This is a genomic window from Mesorhizobium sp. M0243 (assembly GCF_040321775.1).
Classification (GTDB): domain Bacteria; phylum Pseudomonadota; class Alphaproteobacteria; order Rhizobiales; family Rhizobiaceae; genus Mesorhizobium.
The window spans coordinates 91770-113564 of the sequence record NZ_JAMYSF010000006.1; the positions used below are offsets into that span (position 1 = coordinate 91770).

The 21795-nt window shown below is 64.0% G+C and carries 20 protein-coding genes; 3 read left to right on the forward strand and 17 right to left on the reverse strand.

From position 1 onward, the window contains the following. Positions 1-30: 30 nt before the first annotated feature. From NKJ11_RS10000 to NKJ11_RS10020, 5 genes are all read right to left on the reverse strand, one after another. A complete protein-coding gene (locus NKJ11_RS10000; RefSeq protein WP_352793195.1) occupies positions 31-1092 on the reverse strand; it encodes an ABC transporter ATP-binding protein in 1062 nt (353 codons plus the stop codon). A gap of 1 nt (position 1093) precedes the next feature. Next, on the reverse strand, positions 1094-2185 hold the full coding sequence (locus NKJ11_RS10005; protein ID WP_352793197.1) for an ABC transporter ATP-binding protein: 1092 nt from the start codon (positions 2183-2185) through the stop codon (positions 1094-1096). Further along, positions 2182-3141, reverse strand: a complete 960-nt coding sequence (locus tag NKJ11_RS10010; protein WP_352758683.1) for a carbohydrate ABC transporter permease — start codon at positions 3139-3141, stop codon at positions 2182-2184. Before NKJ11_RS10010 ends, NKJ11_RS10005 begins: the two co-directional genes overlap by 4 nt. Further along, positions 3138-3998, reverse strand: coding sequence for a carbohydrate ABC transporter permease (locus NKJ11_RS10015; RefSeq protein ID WP_013530821.1), 861 nt, complete (start codon positions 3996-3998; stop codon positions 3138-3140). The genes NKJ11_RS10010 and NKJ11_RS10015 overlap by 4 nt, the downstream gene beginning before the upstream one ends. 81 nt (positions 3999-4079) lie before the next feature. Beyond that, positions 4080-5693, reverse strand: coding sequence for an extracellular solute-binding protein (locus NKJ11_RS10020; RefSeq protein WP_128303406.1), 1614 nt, complete (start codon positions 5691-5693; stop codon positions 4080-4082). A gap of 336 nt (positions 5694-6029) precedes the next feature. Here NKJ11_RS10020 and NKJ11_RS10025 point away from each other — a divergent pair, with 336 nt between their 5' ends. Beyond that, positions 6030-7058, forward strand: a complete 1029-nt coding sequence (locus tag NKJ11_RS10025) for a LacI family DNA-binding transcriptional regulator (protein WP_352612615.1) — start codon at positions 6030-6032, stop codon at positions 7056-7058. Positions 7059-7107: 49 nt separating this feature from the next. On the opposite strand, the gene NKJ11_RS10030 is transcribed toward NKJ11_RS10025, so the two are convergent. The 7 genes from NKJ11_RS10030 to NKJ11_RS10060 all read right to left on the reverse strand — a co-directional run bounded on the left by NKJ11_RS10030 (position 7108) and on the right by NKJ11_RS10060 (position 13737). Then, entirely contained in the window at positions 7108-8124 is a 1017-nt protein-coding gene (locus NKJ11_RS10030) for an aliphatic sulfonate ABC transporter substrate-binding protein (protein ID WP_352793198.1), read from the reverse strand. 36 nt (positions 8125-8160) lie between these two features. Next, positions 8161-9057, reverse strand: coding sequence for an ABC transporter permease (locus tag NKJ11_RS10035; RefSeq protein ID WP_352554749.1), 897 nt, complete (start codon positions 9055-9057; stop codon positions 8161-8163). A 12-nt stretch (positions 9058-9069) separates the two neighbouring features. Next, the gene (locus tag NKJ11_RS10040) at positions 9070-9906 is read right to left on the reverse strand and encodes an ABC transporter ATP-binding protein (protein WP_031213850.1); all 837 of its coding nucleotides are present in this window, start codon (positions 9904-9906) and stop codon (positions 9070-9072) included. A 32-nt stretch (positions 9907-9938) separates the two neighbouring features. After that, entirely contained in the window at positions 9939-10265 is a 327-nt protein-coding gene (locus tag NKJ11_RS10045; RefSeq protein ID WP_023814043.1) for a 4Fe-4S dicluster domain-containing protein, read from the reverse strand. After that, on the reverse strand, positions 10262-11887 hold the full coding sequence (locus NKJ11_RS10050) for an FAD-binding protein (protein ID WP_352612619.1): 1626 nt from the start codon (positions 11885-11887) through the stop codon (positions 10262-10264). The genes NKJ11_RS10045 and NKJ11_RS10050 overlap by 4 nt, the downstream gene beginning before the upstream one ends. Before the next feature lie 30 nt (positions 11888-11917). After that, positions 11918-12514 (reverse strand): thioredoxin family protein, encoded by a 597-nt coding sequence (locus tag NKJ11_RS10055; RefSeq protein WP_023814046.1) that lies wholly within the window; start codon positions 12512-12514, stop codon positions 11918-11920. 278 nt (positions 12515-12792) lie between these two features. Beyond that, complete coding sequence (locus tag NKJ11_RS10060; protein ID WP_352554747.1) at positions 12793-13737, reverse strand: heme/hemin ABC transporter substrate-binding protein; 945 nt, start codon at positions 13735-13737, stop codon at positions 12793-12795. 186 nt (positions 13738-13923) lie between these two features. Here NKJ11_RS10060 and NKJ11_RS10065 point away from each other — a divergent pair, with 186 nt between their 5' ends. After that, on the forward strand, positions 13924-16050 hold the full coding sequence (locus tag NKJ11_RS10065) for a TonB-dependent hemoglobin/transferrin/lactoferrin family receptor (RefSeq protein WP_352612621.1): 2127 nt from the start codon (positions 13924-13926) through the stop codon (positions 16048-16050). 2 nt (positions 16051-16052) lie between these two features. Beyond that, positions 16053-17138, forward strand: coding sequence for a siderophore-interacting protein (locus NKJ11_RS10070; RefSeq protein ID WP_128303399.1), 1086 nt, complete (start codon positions 16053-16055; stop codon positions 17136-17138). Here NKJ11_RS10070 and NKJ11_RS10075 read toward each other — a convergent pair. From NKJ11_RS10075 to NKJ11_RS10095, 5 genes are all read right to left on the reverse strand, one after another. Beyond that, entirely contained in the window at positions 17099-17557 is a 459-nt protein-coding gene (locus NKJ11_RS10075) for an aconitase X swivel domain-containing protein (RefSeq protein WP_352441197.1), read from the reverse strand. The genes NKJ11_RS10070 and NKJ11_RS10075 overlap by 40 nt on opposite strands. Then, a complete protein-coding gene (locus NKJ11_RS10080; RefSeq protein WP_352630454.1) occupies positions 17554-18804 on the reverse strand; it encodes an aconitase X in 1251 nt (416 codons plus the stop codon). The genes NKJ11_RS10075 and NKJ11_RS10080 overlap by 4 nt, the downstream gene beginning before the upstream one ends. Before the next feature lie 238 nt (positions 18805-19042). Further along, positions 19043-20107: an ABC transporter ATP-binding protein gene (locus NKJ11_RS10085; RefSeq protein ID WP_352630452.1), complete on the reverse strand. Its 1065-nt coding sequence runs from the start codon at positions 20105-20107 to the stop codon at positions 19043-19045. Further along, positions 20107-20895, reverse strand: a complete 789-nt coding sequence (locus NKJ11_RS10090) for an ABC transporter permease (RefSeq protein WP_352630498.1) — start codon at positions 20893-20895, stop codon at positions 20107-20109. Before NKJ11_RS10090 ends, NKJ11_RS10085 begins: the two co-directional genes overlap by 1 nt. Next, a complete protein-coding gene (locus tag NKJ11_RS10095; RefSeq protein ID WP_127317861.1) occupies positions 20895-21758 on the reverse strand; it encodes an ABC transporter permease in 864 nt (287 codons plus the stop codon). Before NKJ11_RS10095 ends, NKJ11_RS10090 begins: the two co-directional genes overlap by 1 nt. Between the last annotated feature and the right edge of the window lie 37 nt (positions 21759-21795).

Below are 21795 nucleotides of genomic sequence, written 5' to 3' on the forward strand. Positions count from 1 at the left end.
CCTCCCGAAAGTCTTTCCTTGCGGCGGCCGTCATCGTGCCAACGCCCCGCCGCTCTGTTCGAAATAATGCACTCTGGCCGGCTCGCAGGATATCGCCACCATGGCATCCGGCCGAATGTCGGGCTGGCCGCGCAGCAATGCCTTCAGCCGCGCCTGCCCGGCAGCGAGCGTCACCACGGTGTAGCCGCCAAGCGGCTCGACCTCGAACACTCGCGCCGGGCGGCCCGGGCCCCCATCCGCCCACGGTCTGACCTTGATGTCTTCCGGCCTCAGGCCGATCTCCACGGCGTCGGCGGGCGCTGTCTTGTCTTCGATGCGGATCGTGCCTTCAGCCGCTTCGACACCGCCCTCGCCGCGCGCCGATCTGAGAATGTTCATCATCGGCGAGCCAAGCAGCCTTGCCACATAGGTGCTGGCCGGGCGGTCGTAGATCTCTGCCGGCGTGCCGATCTGCCTGACCTTGCCGTCCTCCAGGATAGCGATGCGGTCGGCGACCGACATCGCCTCTTCCTGGTCATGCGTGACATAGATCAGCGTCTTGCCGAGTTCGCGCTGGATGCGCTTCAGCTCGACGCGCGTTTCCTCGCGCAGCCTGGCGTCTAGCGCCGAGATCGGATCGTCCATCAGATAGGCATTGGGATCGCGCACCAGAGCCCGCGCGATCGCCACGCGCTGCCGCTCCCCGCCCGAAAGCTGTCCCGGCGGCTTGTGCAGGATATGGCCGATGTGCAGCTTCGCCGCGACGTCCGTGACCCGCCTTTTGATCTCGACCTCGGCGACCCGGCGTTCGACCAGGGGAAAGCGGACATTGTCGAGCGCGCTCATATGCGGGAATAGCGCCAGGTTCTGGAACACCATCGCCACGTTGCGCTCGGCCGGCGACATCGCGTTGACCGGCCTGCCTCCGATCAGGATTTCTCCGGTATCGGGTGTCTCAAGCCCAAGCACCAGGCGCAGGATGGTCGACTTGCCCGATAGCGGCGGTCCGAAGAAGCAGAAGAACTCATTGTCGTTGACCGTGAACGAGGCGTCGTCGACGGCGAGTGTATTGCCGTAGCGTTTGGTCACATTGCGGAAGACGATATCGGCCATCTCAACCTGCCTTCATCGCAAGGCCGGTAGCGGCGTCGAAGACGCGCACCGACGACGTAGTGGGAGCGATGACAGCGGTGTCGCCGATAGCCAGTCCGACATCATTGTCGAACACCGTTTTCACAGCCGCCTCGCCCTGGCCGAGATGAACGATGGTGCGCGCACCGATCCGTTCGACGAAGGTCACCGGCATTGCGAGGCCCTGCCCATTCTGCACCAACGTCGCCTGTTCAGGACGGAATCCGTAAAGCACCTCGCCGCGCGCACCGCGCATGGCCGCCGCGAGTTCGCCCGGCAGCGGCGGCGTGACGCCCAACGGCCCGAGATCGACGACCAGTCCGCGATCGCTCTCCGCCAGCCTGCCCTTGAGCAGGTTCATGCCCGGCGCACCGATAAAGCGGGCGACGAAGACATTGGCTGGATCGTTGTAGACCTCGAGCGGCGTGCCGACCTGCTGCAGCACGCCATGATCCATGACCGCGATGCGGTCGGCCATGGTCATCGCCTCGAGCTGGTCGTGGGTGACGTAGACCATGGTCTGGCGGAACTGCCGCTGCAGCTGCTTCAGTTCGGTGCGCATGACGGCCCGGAAAGCCGCGTCGACATTGGACAGCGGCTCGTCGAGCAGGAAGATCGCCGGCTCCATGATCGCCGAGCGGCCGATCGCCACCCGCTGCAATATGTTGACTGACAGCCTGTCGGCCTTGCGGTCGAGCAGCGGCGTCAGTTGCAGCATCTCGGCGATGGCGCCGACACGGCGATCGATCTCGGCTTTGGCAGCCCCTCGCATTTTTGGTCCATAGGCAAGGTTCTGGCGCACCGTCATATGCGTGAAGATGGCGTAGTTCTGGAAGACGAAGCCGACGCCGCGCCGGCCCATCGGTACGCCGGCCATGTCGCGCTCGCCGAACAGGATCTTGCCGCCGGTCGGCTCTTCCATGCCGGCGATCATGTTCATCGTCGTCGACTTGCCGCAGCCCGACGGGCCGAGCAGCGCCATGAACTCGCCGTCTGATATTGCCAGGTCCATGGTCTTGAGCGCGGTAAAGTCGCCGAATTTCTTGACCAGGTTCTGCAAGTGGATCGCGCTCATGCCGCTACCTCGCGTGCCCGCGCCATGCGCTTCATCGCGAACACCGCGACGATCGACAGCACGACCAAAATGGCCAGCGCGATCGCCGCCACATAGCCCCAGATCAGGTCCTGCGTGGTGAGCTTGTAGATGTAGACCGAGATGGTTTCGGTGGCGACGCCTGGACCGCCGCCGGTCATGATGTAGAGCGTGTCGAAGATCTTGAAGTTCTCTATCACCCGGATCGCCAGCGCGATGATGATGATCGTCTTCATCTTCGGCAGCACGATGGTGACGAAGCGCTGCCAGGGATTGGCGCCGAGCAGCGTCGCCGCCTTGATCTGGTCCTCCGGCACGCCGACCAGGCCGGCGAGCAGGATGAGGAACATCAGCGGCGTCCATTGCCAGATATCGGCGACCATCACCGCGATCAGCGCCAGCGTCGGATCCGACAGCCAGGCGATGGTGACGGGAGAACCGGTCAGCGACGACAAGATGTCGTTCACCGGGCCGCCTGACTGGAACAGCATGAAGAACATGTAGCCGGCCACCGCCGGCACCACCATCATCGGCATCAGCAGGATCGAGTAGAAGACGCGCTTGCCCGGGAAATCGTCGGCAAACAGCGTCGCCAGTGCCAGGCCAAGCAGGAATTCCGCCGGCACGCAGACGATCATGACGATGGCCGTACGCTTCAGCGCGCTCCAGAAGCGCGCGTCGGCGGCGAGATCGGTGTAGTTGGCAAAGCTGTTCCACATCGACCAGGCGCTCCACCAGCCGGTGCCCGACAGAGGCGACCAGTCGGTGACGCTGATGTAGAGCTGCATCAACAGCGGGAAGGCCGAGATGAACAGCACGAGGATCTGAGCGGGCAATGTCAGCCGGAAACCCAGCCTTGCGCCCTCGTCACGCGAACCCGGCCTTGTTCCGACGGCTTTCATCTCATCCTTGGAAGTCATGACAGTCACCGCGCTCATTGCTTGAGCGCCCCGAACGTCAACCCGCGCACCAGATGGCGTTGGATGGCGATGCCCATGATGACCGGCGGCACGGCCGCGATCAGCCCAAGCGCCGCCTTGGCGCCATAGAGCTGCCCAGTCATCGAGGAGGACAGAGAGGCCATGTAGACCGGGATGGTCACCCATTCGCGCGTCGTCAGAAGCAGCGCGATCAAATAGTCCGACCAGTTGAGGATGAAGACGAAGAGCGCGGCACTGGCGAGCGGCGCGCGCATCATCGGCAGCGTGATGCGCGTGAAGACGCGCAGCCGCGAACAGCCTTCGACAAGCGCCGCCTCCTCGATCTCGCGCGGCATGTCGTCGAAGAAGGTCTTCATCAGCCAGAAGGCGAACGGCAAGGTGACGATGCCGTAGATCAGCGCCAGGCCCCACCAGCTATCGGTGAAGTTGAGGAAAGCCCACATGATCATCACCGGGATCATGACCGCCATCGGCGGAAAGATCCGGAGCTGGATCAGCGCCAGCGGCAGGTTCTGGCCGGAGCCGAAACGCGACAGCCCATAAGCCGCGGCAGTGCCCGCCGACATGGCGATCACCGTGCCGAAAACCGCCGACAGCAGCGATGCGAGGATCGGCTTCAGCGCGTTACGGTCGAGCGCGACGATCAGATTGTTGGTCGACTCGCCGAAGACGAAACGGAAATTGCTGAGCGTCGGGTTCTTCGGCCACCATGTCAGGTCGGCGCCGGTCGCCGACCATTCGGCGATCGGCTTGAAAGCCATCGACACCATCCACAGGATCGGCACCAGCGTCACCGCCATAGCGGCGAAGATCGCGGCATAGCGGAATATCAGGAAAGGAACGGAACGCTTCATCTGGCGGCTTTGCTGGTGGCGTTGTGGGCGGAGGGGAGAAGCAAGCTCCTCCCCTCCTTCGGTGCGATCCCGGGAGGAGGATCAGACGATTGGATCGAGAACTGTCGGCCAGGCCTCCTTGTTGGTCTTGATGGCTTCGAGCAGTTTGTCCTCGCCGGTGCGCCGGGCGATCTTTTTCCACTCTGCCTCGGTATCGGCCATCGCCTGCTCCGATGTCTTGGCCTTGGTCAGCGCCGCCATCAGGTTCTCGTCGAGCGCATTGTGGAAGGCTGTCGCGCCGGGATAATTGATGGTTGGCACGGTGCGGGCGACCGTCTCGCGCACGACGTCCATGTGGTAGGCATGATAGGTCTGGCGCACCAGCGGATCGGAGAAGTCCGAAAGCCGGAACGGGTCCAGGTAACCGCCGGGGTTGGCGCTCATCCATGCGTAGATACGGGCCGAGCCCAGCCATTGCAGCAGGAGATAGGCGACCTCCTGGTTTTTCGACTGCGACGAGACCATGCCGGTCAGCGAGAACCACAGCACGGAACGGCTGATCAGCTTGCCGCCGATCTCGCGGCCGGGCGGCAGCATCGAGCCGATCTTGCCGGTGACGGCTGAATCCTTGTTGCCGGCATTGTCGAGGAATTTCGGCAAGTTGGAGAAGGCGCAGGTCATCGCCGCACCACCCTTGGCGAAGTTGCCGTATTGCTCCGGCCAACCCCAGGAGATCGCATCCGGCGAATGATGCGCGAGCGAAGCGACATATTCGTTGGTGGCGGCAATACCTTGCTCGGAATTGATCATCGGCTTGCCGTCATCGCCAAACAGGAATTGGTTGGGCGAAGCCATCGAAACATAGCGCTGGTACCAGTTGGTATAGCCCCAGCCCTGGTTGCGCAGGTCGGTCGAGCCGAACAGGCCCTTGTCCGGTCGCTGGAAGAAGGCGGCTATGTCGCCATGCTGCTTCCAGGTCTTCGGCGGCGCCAGATCGTAGCCGTATTTGTCCTTGAAGGCCTTCTTCTCGGCTTCGTCGCCGAACAGGTCGGTGCGGTAGACCCAGGTCTGGAAGTCGCCGTCCAGCGACACGCCATAGTTCGAGCCGCGGTATTTGTTGAGCAGCGACACGCCCTTGGCGCCGTTGACATAGCCGCTGACCGGATCGTCCCATTCAGGCTTATGCTGCGCGACAAAGTCGTCGAGCTTGGCGATGCCGCCGGTTTCGGCGAGGTCGCCAAGACGGTTCCATTCTGTCGAGTAGATGTCGTAGGCCCCACCCTTGGTGGAGATGTCCTGCATCGTCTTGGTGAATTCCTGGCCGTTCGGCAAACCGACGATTTCGATCGCGATGCCGGTTTCCTTTTCCCACAGCTCCTTGATCGACGGCGCACCGGCCGGGAACGGCTGCGTGAGCTGGCCGATCGAGCCGTCGGACAGGCCGAGCACGATCTTGGCCGGCGCCTTGCCGGCGCCCTTCAGCGCCTTGGCTGCCTCGATGGCACGGCCTTCCGGCGTGTCGGCGCCATACTGGTAGCGCTCGGCCCCTTCGAAGCCCGTCGGGCCGCCGATCATGCCGGGCGCCAGCGCGTCGGCCGCATAGGCGCGACCGGGACGAATGAATTGGGGTGCGATACCAGCGGCGGTCATGATCACAGCCGCCTTTCCTCCGGATGCCAGCAGCCGGCGCCGCGAGATGCGGATCAAGTCAGACATTGAAACTCCTCCCTCAGGGCCACGTTTCCTCCACGACCCTTATGAGGGATATTGACGGCAGCATGGCAAGGCTGTCAACATCATAAATAATCAAAACACCTCATAATATTGCAACAGGGCAAGGAAATGCACAAAAACGGGACCCATACGTCACGCAGGATGCCTCATTTTGAGGGCGCCCGGCCCTTCCCTGCCCCGCGCAGCCCTGCCGGACCATTTGATTTAGCGCGGCGGCTTGCACATCGGCCAAGGGCGGATACATCATTTCCCATCAGAATCGCGGATGGCGGGGAAGCCGTCACCAGCCGATCCGACGCATGCAGGAGATGAAAGACGGTGCGTTCCACCCTGACTGACATAGCCCGGGAAGCCGGCGTCTCGGCCGCCACCGTCGACCGAGTGCTCAACAACCGACCCGGCGTGCGGGCGCGCACGCGGGAAATCGTGCTCGAAATGGCGCAGCGCCTCGGCTACATCGCCGAAGGTCCGAACGGCGCGCCGCCACGACCCTCGCCCGGCGAGGTCATCCGGCTCGACTTCGCCCTGCCGGCCGGCACCAATTCCTTCATCAAGATGCTGCACCGCCAGATCGAGGCACAGGCTCTGGCGCGGCCCGACCTCGATGTCCATATCGCCACCATCGAGGGCTTCAATCCTGACCGGCTCGCTCGCCTGTTGCAGGATCTACGCGGACAGACGCAAGGCGTCGGCGTCATCGCGCTCGACCATCCGACGGTGCGCGAAGCAATCCGCTCCCTGTCGGCCAACGACATCAAGGTGGTGACCATCGCCTCCGACATCCTGCATGTGCCCAGGGTCGCCTATATCGGCATCGACAACCGCGCCGCCGGGCGGCTGGCCGGCTATCTGCTCAACCGCTTCATGGGATCGGGGCGTCCGGGCAAGGTGGCGCTGTTCGCCGGCTCGCTGTCTTATCGCGGCCACGAAGAACGCGAGATGGGGTTCCGCCATATCCTGACGGAGGAATCGCCCAGTCTGCAGATCGTCGAGATGCGCGAAATGCTCGACGACCGCGAGAAGGCCTATTCGGAGGCATCGGCCCTGCTGGAGCGGCACCCCGACCTTGCCGCGATCTACAATGTCGGCGCCGGCAACACCGGCATCGCCCGCGCGCTCAAGGAGCGCGGCCGCGCCCAATCCATGGTCTTCCTCGGCCACGAAGTGACGGACGGCACCAAGGACCTTCTGCTCGACGGCACGCTCGACGCGGTCATCGACCAGAACCCGCGCGTCGAGGCCCGCGAAGCGCTCAACACCCTGATCCATGCGGTCCGGGGGCTGCCCTACGAATTGCACCAGCCAAGGCTGCAGGTGATCTTCAAGGAGAACATTCCGGAGATTTGACCTGTACGAGGCGGCGCCGCAAAGCGCCGCCAACTCGATCTTTCCGGGCCTATTGGACGGCAGCGACCTCAGCCGCGGCGCCATCGACAAAGCTCTTGTCGACCCATTTGCCATAGTCGATCGAGCCCTTCAGGAGCCCGGCGCTGGCCATGAATTTCTCCTCGCCCTGCAAGGCGGCGATCGCGTCGTCCGTGAGTTTCGGATCCTGATGGAACACCCCGTCGGCATAGGTCTTGCGGACGGATTTTTCCGACGACTTGGTCGCCTCGACAAAGGTCTTGATCGTCTGGTCCGGATGGGCGTCGGCCCAGCGCGAAATCTCGATATCGACCTTCAGCAGCCGCTTGACCAGATCGGGATATTTCGCCGCGAAGGCGCCGTTGACCGAGATGACGTTGGGCACGTTCCATTCCGGATGGGTGCTGGTGTCGAACAGGACGCGCGCCTCGGTGTCGACCAGCTTGGCCGCCGTCGAATCAGTCTCGACAATGGCGTCGATATCGCCGCGCAGCAGCGCCGGGCCGGATGCCTCGAAAGGCAGGTTCAGACCTTCGACATCATTGGTGGTCAGGCCGACGCTGTTCAGCGCCTTGCTGAAATTCGAATGCCGCACCGTGCCGGTCAAATAGGCGACCTTCTTACCCTTGAGATCCTGCAGTGTCCTCAGCGGCGAGTCGGTCTTGACGACGATGTAGGAACCGCCAGCCTTCACATAGCTCGACAGGCCGATCAGCTTGATGTCGGCGCCGGACGCCGCAACGCGCAGCGCTGGATTGTTGCCGGTATAGGTGAATTCGATCGCGCCGGTGGCCAACGCTGTCGTCGCCTCCGAACCGCCATTGAAAGTCACCAGTTCGACCTTGATGCCGTCCTTGGCGAATTCCTTCTCCCACCAGCCGTCCTTCTGGGCGAGGATGAATTTGAGATGCCCCGGCGCGGTACTGCCGATGCGGATGATTTCCGGCTTGTCCTGGGCGAAGGCAGGCATGCCGCCAAGGCCGATGACGACGGCAATGGCGCCCTTCAGGAGCAGTCGGCGAAGTGCATCGAATGGAATGCTGGGCATGGGAAAAATCCTTCCTGATTGGAATGAATGGACGGCTCAGATGAGCGAGGTCTCGGACTGGCCTTTCCAGGCTGTCGCCCAGCGCTCGAACCAGACAAGCAGGTAGTTGACGGTCAGGCCGATGACGGTCAGCGTCAGGATGCCGGCATACATGTCGGCCGTTTCCATCATCAGCTGCGAGTTCTGGATGAGGAAACCGAGGCCGGATTTGGCCGCCAGCATCTCGGCGCCAATGACCGCGAACAGCGAGGATTTCACCGCCAGCCGCGCGCCGGCGACGATCGAGGGAATGCTGGCCGGCAGGATGACTTTCCGGAACAGATCGAAGTCGGACGTGCCCATCGAGCGCGCCGCCTTGATCAGCAGCGGATCCACCGACTTGACGCCGCTGATCGTGTTGACGAGGAGAAAGAAAACCGAGGAGTAGAAGGTGATCGCCACCTTCGATTCCTCACCAATGCCGAGCAAAAGGATGAACACCGGCAGCAGTGCGAATTGCGATGTGTTGCGCAGCGTCTGCACCAGAAGGTCGGAAACCTTCTCGAACAGCCAATAGCGCCCCATCAACAGACCGAGCGGGATGGCCACCACCACGCCGAGTGCGAAGCCGATCGCAGCGCGCTGCAGGCTTATGCCGATATGCTCGATCAGCACGCCCGAGGCGAGCAGCGCCCACCAGGCGACCAGCACCTCGCTCAGCGGCGGAAAGAAGATCCGGTTCAGCCAGCCGAGCCGGGGCGCGATCTCCCACAGCAGGAAGAACAGGCCGAGCAGCGGCAAGCCATAGAGGAACGTGCCGTGGCTCGCTTTCTTGCTCCGGTTCTTGGCGCTGGCCTTGATGGCCGGGACCCTAGCGACGGCGACCGTTTCGCCAGCGCCGGCAAACAGGTGGAGCGCTCCAGCGGAGCCAAACTTCTCGGTCAGATAGGCCATTGGTCCAGCTCCTCAGTGACTGAAGGCTGGCGACAGGGTCCAGTCCTTCTGCGCCTTGTTGACCTCGTCGCGCAGCACGTCCCAGACGCGGGCGCGATAGGCGTTGAATTCGGCGCTGGCGCGGATGTCGCCGTCGCGCGGCCGTGGCAGGTCGATATCGATGATCTCCTTCACCGCGCCCGGCCGCGCCGTCATCACCACCACGCGATCGGCGAGGAAGATCGCCTCGTCGATCGAGTGGGTGACGAAAATGACAGTCGTGTTGATCTTGCCCCAGATCCGCAGCAGCTCGCCTTGCAGCAGTTCACGCGTCTGCTGGTCGAGCGCCGCGAACGGCTCATCCATCAGCAGCACTTCCGGGTTGCTGGCCAGCGCACGCGCGATTGCCACACGCTGCTGCATGCCGCCGGACAGCTGGTTGGGAAAACGGTCCTCGAAACCAGCAAGGCCGAACAGCGCCAACAGATGGCGGGCTGTGGCGGTACGCTCGGCCTTGGCCACGCCGCGCACTTCCAGCGCATATTCGATGTTGGCGAGCGCCGTGCGCCAGGGAAACAACGCATATTGCTGGAAGACATAGCCGGTCTTTGGATCGGGCCTGGTGATGCGCCTGCCGTCGAGCTGGACATTGCCGCCGGTCGCCTGCGTCAGCCCGCCAATGATATCGAGCAGCACCGACTTGCCCGAGCCGCTCGGGCCGACCAGCGTGATGAACTCGCCTTTGCGGATCGAGAGATCAACGCCGTCGAGCACGGTGACGCGGTCGGTCGCCTCGCCATCGACGGTGACGAACTGCCCCGGCTTGAGCTGGAACGTCTTGCTGATGTCGCTGACGACGATCCGGTCCATGTTCGGGCGATCCATATCTGTCTCCGATCGGTTCACTGCGCCACGCGGATGCGGTGCGTCGGGTCGAATTCCGAGCCGCCCGCCTTGCCGCGCTTCCAGCCAAGCGCGCGGGCATAGGAGCCGAACAGCCGTCGGGCGTCGGCCTGAGCTTCCGTGATGCCGGTCGGCCCTTCGGCGAACTCGGCCACATAAAGCGCGTCGGTCGGGCAGTAGATCTCGCAGAGAAAGCAGGTCTGGCAGTCCTCCTGGCGAGCGATCACCGGCACGCCATTGTCGGTCGCGTCGAAGACGTTGGCCGGGCACACCTTGACGCAGATGTCGCATTCGACGCAGCGCGTGGCCGAGACGATCTCGATCATGACGCCAGCTCCGCCAGCCGCTCAGGCGCACCTGCGATGCGGAACTCATCCACACCGGTGATGACCAGCCGGTGCGCGAAGGCCGGGCTCTTGCCCGGTAGGTCGGTGCGGCGATGCATGCCGCGGCTCTCGGTGCGGTGCAGCGCTGCGGCCACGGACCAGCGCCCGGCAGCGGCGATCGATGCCGCCTCGCGCGTGCGGACCCGATCCAGCCCCTCGCCTTGCAGATGGTCGCGCACGTCGCGCCAGACACTCTCCAGCCGCTCGCCGCTTTTCTCCAGGCCCTCGCCAGTGCGGAAGAAATTCTTGCCGAGCGGCGTCACTTCGCTACGCACCGCCTCGATAACTTCGCTCGCCGAGATGTCGGCACTCGCCGACGATGCCGGACGCAACCCGGCTTGGCCGAGCGACTGCACCGCACTGCGGAACGCCTTGCCGGTGCGGCGCTTGGCATGGGTCGAGGCGCCCTTGCCGGCCCACCAGCCGCTGGCCAGCGCCCAGGATGAATTGACGGCGCCGCCGCCCGACACGGCCCCGGTCATCATCTCGCGGCTGGCGGCATCACCGGCGACGTAGAGGCCGGGCACGCCGGTGGCGCAATCGTCGGAGACGATGTCGATGCCGCCGGTGCCGCGCACCGTGCCTTCGGCGCGCAAGGTGATGCGGAACAACTCGCTGAACGGGTCGATGCCGACGCGGTCATAGGGCACGAAGCAATTCGGCTGGCCCTGGCGCAGCCAGCCTTGCAGCGCCGGTTCGGCCTGATCGAGCCGCGCATAGACCGGGCCGTCGATCAGCGCGCGCGCCACTTCCTCCTCGCGGTCGCCGATGCCGTTACGCAACGGCTCGCCGGTCGGTCCGACGATCGGCGAGCCATCTTCGCGATGGAACGAGGCCCAGCGGAACGGCAGGCCCTTGTTCAGCGATGAGCCATAGGGCGCCAGCGTGTATTTGCCGGTGAACTCCATGCCCGACAGGCTGGCGCCGGCTTCGGCCGCCATCAGATAGCCGTCGCCAGTCAGCCCGGTGGCGCCGAGGATGCGTTCGCGAAAGGCGCAGCCGCCGGTCGCCAGCACCACGGCGTTGGCGTCGACGCGCCAGTCCTGGCCGATCTGTCTCGCAACACCGGCGGCGCCGACAATGGCATCGCCGTCGGACAGAAGTTCGAGCGCCGGATGATGGTCGAGCACGGTGACGCCGGCCAAAAGCACCCGGCGGCGCATGAAGCGCATGTAGTCCGGGCCGCGCAGATTGGCGATGTAGAGCCGTCCGTCATCCTCGCTCGGAAAGGGATAGCCCCATTCGGACAGCCTGAGCAGGTTGCGGTAGGCGGTGTCGACGCAGCGCAGCATCCAGCGCGGGTCGGCGAGTTCGCCGGTGCGCTGCCAGCGTCGTTCGACCACGGCGTGCCTGTTGTCACCCGGCGGCACGCACCAGGTGCCGGTGTTGGACGGCGCGGTGGCGCCGCTGGTGCCGAGATAGCCCTTGTCGGCCAGCACCACCTTGGCGCCGCCCTCGGCCGCCGCGACTGCCGCCCAGGCGGCCGACGGGCCGCCGCCCAGCACCAGCACGTCTGCCTGGAGCAGCAAGCTGTCGGAAGCGGATTTTTGCGGCTTGTGCATGGACACCTGGCGAATGCGTCGAGGCCGGCGCTAGGCCGCGCGCGCCGCGCTGGAAGACCAGACCGGCTCGTTGCCGGCACTCCATTTGATGTTGCAGCCGATCGACGGCACTTGGCTGGCAATGGGCCTGCCGCCCTCCAACACCGTGTCGACCGCCGCTCGCAGATCGGCACCCGTCACCGGCTTGCCGTTGCCCGGCCGCGCCTCGTCGAACTGGCCGTGATAGGCGAGCCGCCGGTCGGTATCAAACAGGAAGAAGTCGGGCGTGCAGGCCGCGCCATAGGCTTTCGCCGTCTGCTGCGACGCATCCTTGAGATAGGGGAAGGAATAGCCAAATTTTTCGGCCTCTTCGCCGATACGGGCAAGCGTTTCTTCCGGATGCGCTTCGTGGTCGTTGGCGTTGATCGCCACCACTTGCAGCCCCTTGCCCGCATAATCCCTGGCGAAAGCGGCAAGCTGCTCGCGGATCAGCACGACGAACGGGCAACGGTTGGAAATGAAGGCGACGAGCAGGGCCGGCTTGGCGTCGAAATCGGCGAGGCGGTGCAGCACGCCTTGCGCGTCGGGCAACAGGAAATCGGCCGCCCTGGTGCCGAGGTCGATCGGATTGGACTCTGTCTTCGGCATCGATGCGCTCCCTTGTGCAACTATTTTCACAGGCCAAGGTGCGAGCGCCCTGAACGTCCGCAGTTAGTCTATGAATTTAGTATAATTATAGGCTGGATAGCGCATTCGCGGTCAACCGCGCGGCTTAGAATATCGTGCCAATGTTTCAGGCCGAGCCGCCAAGTTTGTTCGGGCGGAAGCCGATCCGGAGAAATCCGGACGGACAGGATTTATCAAGCTCAACTGGTTCGCCGACGAATTGGTACTGCCCAGCCGAACCGCCTTGCGATTTTACGGCGTCATTCCCCTTCCGGATAAAGCGCCTTCGCCAGATCGCGGATCGCATCTGATGTGCGCGGCCCGAAGCCGATCATGTAGGCGCCGTCAAGCACGACCAGCGCCTTGTTGGCCGCCGCCGGCGTTGCCGCCAGCGCGCGGTTGCCGAACACCTGCTCGGGCGTCGGCCCGCTCTTGCCGTCGCTCATCATCAGGATGACGTCAGGCGCCATCTCGATCAGCTTTTCCTCCGATGCCGCCCTGTAGCCATGCACGACATCCATCGGGTTGAGGCCGCCGGCATAGCGAATGATGGCGTCGGCAGAGGTGCCGGCGCCGGCAGCGCTCAGCTTCACGAGGCCATGGAAGAACACCACCTTCTTGCGCCGCTCCGGCGGGATTTTTGCTGCCAGATCGGCTGCCGTCTGAAAGGCGGTGAGCACCTCGGCGGAAACCACCTTGCCCTTGTCCTCGAGCCTAAGGCTGGCGGCGATCAGGGTGATCTTCCGCTCGATGCCTTGCGGGCTGTTGTCCTGCGGGACGAAGACGATCGGGATCGCCAGTGATTTTAGCACCTCGACCGCCTCCGGCGGTCCGCTGTCCTCGGCCGCCAGGATCAGGTCGGGACGCAGGCTGGCCAGCCCCTCGACCGAAAGCTGGCGGCGGTAGCCGACATTGGGTTTTTGCGCGACTTCAGGCGGATATTTGCTGCCGCGATCGACGGAGATGATCCGCTCGCCGGCGCCCAGCGCGTGGACGATCTCGGTGACGTCGGAGCCGAGCGTCACGATTCGGGTCGCCGCGCCCGGCACGACGGTTCGCCCCAGCGCGTCGACAACGCCCTCGGCGGCCAGCGCCTGGAAACCACAGGAAGGCGCCAGCACCGACAGCGCCAGAAGCAGCACCGCCGCGATCCTGCCAGGTTGCGACCAGTGGGTCGTCTTGCCTTCGCCTAAACTGCCGACCATGCCGCTGTTCCCGTGCCAGATGCTTCTCGATGATGGTCGGCTATAAATTTAAAGTTGACTTGTGTCATCATGTTTTAATATGTGACCCCTGCCCCGGCCCGCCTGGTCGAGGGATTCTCGATCATGCCAGCCAAGGCCCTTCAGCCACCGCCAGCAGTTTTGCTTTTGCTTGGGGGCTGCATGACGATGACAACGACAACAAACACGACCTTGATGGCGAGCACCGCGCTCGCCTTCGTGCTCGGCCTCTGCGCCGTGCCTCTTGCCAGCGCGCAGGAACAGGACCAGGAGAAAAAGGCCGCCGCCAAGGCCGGCCGCCTGGCGCCGGCCAGTGCCGCGCAGAATCAGCCGGCGACGATGCTCGACGTGATCACCATCTCGGCGACGATGATCAAAACGGCGGTGATCGAATCGATGGCCGCCATCAGCGCCGTCGATCAGGACGAACTCGACCGCATTCAGCCCGACACAGCGGCCGACATCTTCCGCACCACGCCCGGCGTCGCTGCCTCGATGAATGGCGACGATCCCGCAACCGCCATCAACATTCGCGGCCTGGAGCAATATGGCCGCGTCGTCGTGACGCTCGACGGCGCCCGTCAGGACTATTGGCGCGTCGGTCATGGCTCTGGCTCGTTCTATGTCGAACCGGACCTGATCAAGGAAGCCACCGTCATTCGTGGCCCGGTGTCGAATGCCTATGGGTCAGGCGGCATCGGCGGCGTCGTCTCCTTCGAGACCAAGGACGCCGGCGATTTCCTCAAGAAGGACGAGCGCTGGGCGCTGAGCGAGAAGCTCGGCTACGAGGACAATGGCGACGGCTTCACCACCAGCACCACCGGTGCCTACCGCTTCAGCGACGATGCCGACATCATCGGCAACCTCATCTACCGCGACCGCGACAGCTACACCGACGGCAATGGCGAGACCGTGCCATGGACCGGCGAGCGGGTGACCAGCGGCTATCTGAAGACGACGCTGCGGCCGGCCGATGACCATGAGCTGAAGCTCGGCGCCATCCTGCAGCGCTACAACGACCAGATCACCGGATCCAGCGGCTCGACCTCGCCGACGCTGAGCCGCTACGACACCAACACCACCAACCAGACCTACACCGCCGCCTACACCTGGAAGCCAGACGACAACGAGCTGATCGACTTCAGCGCCAATGCCTACCACAACCGCACCCGCACCGAGCAGACGCAGGTCGCGCCTGCCTCAGGGATCGGCAATTTCCGTTTTTACGATGTCGCCACATCCGGCTTCAACGTGAAGAACTCCTCACGTTTCGACGCCTGGGGACTAGCACATACGCTGACCTACGGACTCGATTACTACTATCTCGAGGCCTCCTCGGAAGCGGCGCATTTCGGCGCTGGCGAACAGCAGGGCTATGGCGGCTTCCTGCAGTGGCAGGGCGATTACGAGGACTGGCTGCAGGTTATCACTGCGATGCGGTATGACGGCTACCAGCTCGATGGCGAAACGCGCATCCCGTCGCCGCAGGAAGCCTCGATCTCCGGCGATCGTTGGTCGCCGCGCCTCACCGTCGGCGTCACGCCATTCGATGGCTTCCAGCTCTATGGCACCTATTCCGAAGGCTATCGGGCGCCGGGCCTGCAGGATGTCTTCCGCGGCGGCGGCGCGCATGGCGGCGGCGATACATACCGGCCCAATCTTCTGCTGCAGCCCGAGACGGCGAAGAACTGGGAGGCCGGCATCAACGTCAAGTATGACGATGTTCTGACGGCGGGCGACCGGTTGCGCGCCAAGCTCAACGTCTTCCACACTGCCGTCGAGGATTACATCGACGTCGACCTGACCGTCCTGCCGCGCACCGCGATCAACATCGGCGACGCCCGGCTGAAGGGCATCGAGGCCGAGATGGTTTATGACTACAACTGGGGTTTTGTGAACCTTGCCGGCGCGTTGATCGACGCCAAGGTCGTCAGCGGCGTCTATTCCGGCCAGGCGCTGAACAACACGCCGCTCGACCGCTTCTCGGCCACCATCGGCTTCCGCATGCTGGAGGACCAGCTCACCGTCGGCGCGCAATATCTCAGCGTCGGCAAGATCACCCGCACCAGCCGCACCAATCCCAACGCCGTGCCGGTCGTCGATGACGGTTTCGATCTGGTCAACGTCTTCGCCAACTGGCGCGTCAATGACAACCTCAAGCTCGGCTTCGGCGTCGATAACATCTTCAACACCGCCTACACCGACCCGCAAAGCGCATGGTCGACCTCGGCGGCAACCGAACAGGGCAAGGGCCGCACCTTCAAGGTGGCGCTCACCGGCAGGATCGGAGGCTGACAATGAGCCAAGCATCGGTGCGTGAACTGGCCTGTGAGGCACAGCTCAACCTGCGACATCTGCCCGATTACATGGACAGCATCAGCGACAGACTGCAGAGCTTCGAGGCCGATGCTTCGCATCAGGGACAGCGCATCGATTTCCGCTTTGCCTTCGGTGGCGCCTCTTTCGACATGGAACGGCTGGTGATGCGGGCCAATGCCGCCGACCGCGACGGGCTGGCCCGTATCAAGGACCTGCTGGCCACGGCCGTACAGGTCTACGCCAAGGAGGAAAATCCCGAGATCGTCTGGACCGGCGATCTCTCAGGCGAAACCAGCCTCGCTCAGTTCCGCGAGATGGTGGTGACGGATATTCGCGACCTCACCCCGCATATGCGCCGCATCCGGCTGGCCGGCGAGGATCTCAGCCGTTTCGCCAAATTCGGCGGCATGCATATCCGCATGCTGTTTCCGACCAGGGAGGTGCCCGATCCGCTGTGGCCGGTGCTCGGCGGCAATGGCTTGCCGGTCTGGCCCGCCGATGACCGGCGCCCGGTGGCGCGCGTCTACACCATCCGCGCGCTCGACGTGGAAAAGGGCATCATCGATGTCGACTTCCTGATTCATACCGGCGAGAGCGTCGGCTCCACCTGGGCCATGCAGGCAGCGCCCGGCATGAAGGTCGGCATCATGGGACCGGTCGGCCGTCCGGTGCGGCAGGCAGAATGGTATGTCTTGGGTGCCGATGAAACCGGCCTGCCGGCGCTGGCGCGGCTGCTGGAGACGCTGCCGGCCGAGACAAAAGGCGTTGCCTTCGTCGAGATCGCCAATGACGGTGAACGGCAGAAGATCGCCAACCCCACCCGCATCGAAGTGCATTGGCTGACACGGGATGGCGTGGCGGCGGGCGAGGACAGACGGCTGGCCGAGGCTGTCCGCTCGGTGGCGTGGCCGCAGGACGGTTCGGCCTTCGGCTGGTTCGCGGCGGAAGCCGCTGCCGCCAAGATCGTGCGCGAATATTGGCGCGACACGCTGGGACTTGGTCGCGATCAGACGCTGGCGGCTGCCTATTGGCGGCGTGGCTCTGCCGGATTGATGGCGGGGTGAACTCTGATGATCGGCCCGCCGTCTTTGCCGATGCCGATATCAATTTGATCACCGGAGACAAGGTTCGAAATATCGCACACCACCAGCGGCATGCGGATGTCATAAAGAAACTCGGCAACGATGGCGCCCACCGCCAGGATCGGGTCCGGCCGCTCCAGAAGAAGACCGGCCGGCGCCGTGCCTCTGCGGATCGCCTCGGCCAGCACCGAGGATGAAGACGATGAGCCGCGCCCGCTCGGCATGACCAAAATCCTGCCGGCGACATTTTGGCCGAGGCCGGGATGCGAATGGTCTGTTATGTCGCCGGTCTCGGCATCGATACCGCCCCAGAAGCTGAGGGGTTGCGAGAACACCAGCGCCTGGCCCTTGGCTTCGCCGGCCAACTGGAAGGTGCCGGTTCGTGCCACCGGTCGCGTCATGAGGCGCTCCGCACGACATGCCCGACGGCAGCGGAGCGGATGCAATCCTCCATCTCGGCAAAGGCGACGGACACGCCGATATTGCCCGGTGCATAATGCGCCCATTTGCCGGAATTGGTCATCACGACGCCGTCGAGGCGTTCCAGGATCGATGTGACATAGGTGCAGGTGTCGGCGACCGGGACCAGACCAAACGCCTCCATCCCCGCCAGCGCGCCCTCCTCCTGCAGTCGCGCCAAGGTCGCACGGCCCGTGTTGACGTAGATCGGGATGCGCCTTCCGGGTGCTGCCTCGCGCAGCAACGGCAACAGTCGCATCCACTCCTCATACGAAAAATGCGGCGTGCCGAGCGACACGGCCGCCACCGGCGCGCCATCCCGTACGCTCGATAGCCTGGCCAGCGCATGGTCGATATCGGCGCGGGTGATGCGGATCGTTTCGTCAGGCGCATGACCCTGGAACGCCTCATCGAGCGTCATCGCTTCCGGCGTGATGCCGACCGCATGGAACAGCGCCACAGCACCCGTCGTTGCAGCCGCCGCGCCCAGCGCCTTTAGCTGGTCCTCATCGCGCGGCTGCGGCAGACCGGCAATCACCGGAACGCGGTCGCCGCTCGCTTGCCCGATGAATAGCCCGACGCCGACGAAAAGGCTGTCGCTCGGCTCGCCGTCCGGAACATCCAGCTCAAATAGGATCCGGCCGCGCCGGTTCTCGCTCAGATGCAGACCCCAGGCCGGCGCGCGGCCGGTCATGGCGCAGCACAGATCGATGAAATCGCCATAGCGGTTGGTGCGCGCGCCGATCACCGAATTGGCAAAGACGATGGCGTTGGATTCGCCCCAGGCGATCTGCTCGCCGAACTCCGGCCTGAACCGCGTCTGGTAAGGTGCGCAAGTGAAGGTCGCCTGGCAGCCGAGCTCCAGATGCGCCTTCATCAGCCGCCGCGCCGGCACCTCTTCCGCTGCCGGCATCTTCACCATGCCGGGATGGATGAGGTCGAATGAGCCGACATTCAATGTCGTCGGCACCTGGACCCGGCCACCGCCTTCGACCAGCCGCTCGACGAAATCGAGCCCTGCCTTGCCGTGGTAGAGACAGCCATCGATATGGGCGCCAGTGATGTCGAGCAGACCGCGCGCCCCAACCGCATTGGAAAATGCGACGAGGATTTTCATGGCAGCGGCGGCGGACGGGCCCTGCTCGCCGTCGAGCATGGATCGGTCCTTAGCCGTCAATTCCAGCGTCATAGATGTGCTCCCGGCCCTATCTAGCCCGATGGAGGGACAGCACCCCCCTCTGCCCTGCCGGGCATCTCCCCCGCAAGGGGGGAGATTAGCCGTCATACCTGCTTTCGCAAATTTTCGACGTTGCAAAAAGGGCAGTGACGCTCAAACCGCCAATCTCCCCCCTTGCGGGGGAGATGTCCGGCAGGACAGAGGGGGGTGCGAAGGAACGCCAACAGTCCCTGCTATCGAACCGCGTCGACTAGTTTGCCGCAATCAGCACGGTGCTTTTCGGCGACCAACTGAGCATTACCTCCTGACCCTCGGCCAGTCTTTCGGCACCGGTGTTCTGCACGATGACCTTCAACGTCTGACCAGCGTGCTCGACAAAGTATGTGCTGTTGTTGCCGGCGAAAATGCGCTTGGAGACCTGCCCCTTGAGCATGTTGGCGTTGCCATCCGAAGCCCCGCCATCAATAGCAATACGGATGCGTTCGGGCCGCACCGCACAACTCGCCTTGGCACCAGCAGCAAGGCGAGCACCCGCGCCGGCGGCAATCGCCGTGCCGTCCGGCAGCCGGATGCCATCGCCCGTCGTATCGCCGCGAAAAATGTTGGCGTCGCCGAGGAAGGTGGCGGCGAATTCGCTCTTCGGCCGGTCGTAGATCTCCTCCGGTGGTCCTTCCTGCACCAGCCTGCCGTCGCGCAATATGCCGATGCGGTCGCTCATCGTCAGCGCTTCTTCCTGGTCATGGGTAACGAAAATGGTGGTGATGCCGATCTCGCGCTGGATGCGCTTGAGCTCGATCTGCATATCGACGCGCAGCGCCTTGTCGAGCGCGCCGAGCGGCTCGTCGAGCAGCAGCACGCGCGGCTTGGTGACGATGGCGCGGGCGAGCGCCACGCGCTGGCGCTGGCCGCCCGACAGCTGATGCGGCCGCCGCCCACCGAGCTTGCCGAGTTGCACCAGATCGAGCGCGCGCTGCACCTCGGTAGCGATGATCGCCCTGGCCTCGCCGCGCACCGACAGGCCGAAGGCGACATTGTCGGCGACGCTCATATTGGGAAACAGCGCATAGTTCTGAAACACCATGCCGATGCGCCGCTTTTCGACCGGCACCCGCTCAACGCTTTCGCCGCCGATGGTGATGCGGCCGGAATCGGGAAAATCGAACCCCGCGATCTGCCTGAGCAGCGTGGTCTTGCCGCTGCCCGATGGCCCGAGCAGCGCATAGAAGCCGCCATCGGCGAAATCGATAGAGACATCGTCCAGTGCCTTGTGCGCGCCGAAACTGCGCGAGACATCAGATACCTGCACGCCGGCCATTATTTCTCTCCGCCGAATTTGAAGAACCGCGCTGTCAGCAGCATCAGCGCCATCGACACGACAATGATGATGGTCGAGACCGCGTTGATCTCGGGCGTAAAACCCTTGCGGATCGCGGCGTAGATTTCGACCGGCAGCGTCGTCTGGCCCGGCGTCGCCAGGAAATAGGACACGACGAACTGATCGAACGAAACGGCAAACGCAAACAGCCCGCCGGCGATGACGCCGGGCATGATCCAGGGCAGCGTAACGCGCCTCGTCACCTGCCACTGGTTGGCGCCGAGCGAGCGCGCCGCCTCTTCCAGCTCCGGCGCGAAGGTCTGCAGCCGGGCCGAGACGACGACGATGACATAGGGCAGCGCCAGCGCGACATGGCCGAGCAGGATCGCATGCAGGCCGCGGCCGATGCCGACACCGAAGAAGAAAATCAGCATCGCCGTGCCGGTGATCAGCCACGGTATGGCGATCGGCGGAAACAGCATCGCCTGCAGGAACTTCTTGCCGCGAAATTCGTAGCGATAGAGCGCCAATGATGCAGCCGAGCCGAGCACCACGCAGATGATCGTGGTGATGACCGCGATCTCGACGCTGTTCCAGGTGGCCGCGATCAGCTGGTCGTTCTGCCACAGCGAGGCGTACCATTCGGTCGTCCATTCGAACGGCAGTTGGTAGAAGGGCGAGACATTGAACGACATCAGCGCCATGATGATGATCGGCAGATAAAGAAAGGCGAGCAGCATAAAGATGTAGAGACGGCCGAGCCATTCGAGGATGCGGGTCGTCACCATCACGCGGCCCTCCGCAGCACCGGCGACGCCACCGCCAGGATGACCAGCACCACCGCCAGCAGGATGAAGGAGAGCGCTGCACCGAGCGGCCAGTTGAACACGGCGACGAACTGGTCCTCGATGACCGTGCCGTAGAAGGTGCCGGTGCGGCCGCCGAGGATGCGCGGTTCCATGAACGAGCCGACGACCGGCACGAAGATCAGCGCCGCACCCGCGACCAATCCGGGCATCGACAGCGGGATGATCACCCGCTTCAGCACCTGCAACCGCGATGCGCCAAGCGAGCGCCCGGCCTCGATCAGCGAGTCGTCGATCGCCTGCAGCGTCAGATAACAGGTCAGCACCATGTAGGGCACATAGGAGTGCACCAGCCCGATGATGACGGCTGGATAGGAATACATCAGGTCGATGTTGATCTTGAACGGCAGCACCGCGTTGAGCGCGGTGTCGAGAATGCCGCCCTCGCGCAAAACCATCGCCCAGGAAAAGATGCGCACCAGCCCGTTCGACCAGAACGGCAGGATGACGAGCAGGAAGATCGCCTCGCGGCTGCGCCCCTTCAGCACCTTGGCGAGCACGTAAGCCGCGGGATAGCCGATGACGACGCACCACAGCGTCACTTCGAGGCCAAGCCGCAGCGAGGCCAGCAGCAGCGTCAGATAGAGGCTTTGCGAGAAGAAGGCGGCATAGTTGCCAAGCGTGAACGCCCACGGCTTTCCCGACAGCGGCAGCTCGGTCATGAACGAGAAGAAGACCATAGCGGATAGCGGCAGGAAGATCGCCACCGTCAGCCAGAGATAGGCTGGCGCCAGCAGCGGCAATGCCGATCTCAGCCCGCTTCGCGACGCTGTCGCAGCTGCCATGGTACCCTCCTCCCAGTATTGGAAGAACCAGCCGACG